Annotated in this window: 1 protein-coding gene; it reads left to right on the plus strand. The window is 77.5% G+C overall.

Translation table 11 applies throughout. The features are described from left to right. Positions 1-637 (plus strand): RDD family protein (locus BIU89_RS12960; protein WP_083404367.1); only part of this gene is annotated, 637 nt, incomplete at its 5' end. Between the last annotated feature and the right edge of the window lie 57 nt (positions 638-694).

Below are 694 nucleotides of genomic sequence, written 5' to 3' on the forward strand. Positions count from 1 at the left end.
GGGCGCAGCGCTCGGCATCGTGCTGCTCGTCGTCGTGCTGGTGCTGGTCCCCGCGGCGGTCGAGACGGTGACGAGGGGACGGAGCGTCGGACGGTTCGCCACCGGCACCCGGGTGGTCCGGCTCGACGGTGGCGCGATCGGCTTCCGGCACGCCTTCACGCGGGCGCTCGTCGGCCTGTTCGAGCTCTGGATGACGTTCGGCTCGGTCGCCCTGCTCGTCGCGCTGTTCGGCAGTCGGCCCCGACGCCTCGGCGACCTGCTCGCGGGCACGATCGTGCAGCACGAGCGCCTGCCGAAGCAGCGGGACCCCGAGGTGCTGCTGCCCCCGGAGCTGACGGCGTGGGCCGTCGTCGCGGACGTCTCGGCGCTGCCGCAGCGGTTGGAGAACCGCCTGGGGGCGTTCTTCCGCGGGGCTGCTCTGATGCGCCCCGAACTGCGCGGGGCCGCGGCGCAGACCCTGGCGGCCGAGGTGTCCGCGTTCGCGCACCCCGTGCCGCCCGTCCCGCCCGAGGTCTTCCTGGCCGGGGTCGTCGTGCTGCGGCGCCGACGGGACGTCCGGGCGCTGGGTGCCCGCGCCGAACTGCTCACCGCCGCGGGGGCGACGGCGGCGGCGCCCCCGCCCGGCTTCCCGCGCTGACGCGCGGCGCGACGGGCTGCGCGCTGCGCCCTGCGCGCTGCGCCGCTGCGCGCAGCG

Source organism: Curtobacterium sp. MCBA15_005, from assembly GCF_001864855.1.
Classification (GTDB): domain Bacteria; phylum Actinomycetota; class Actinomycetes; order Actinomycetales; family Microbacteriaceae; genus Curtobacterium; species Curtobacterium flaccumfaciens.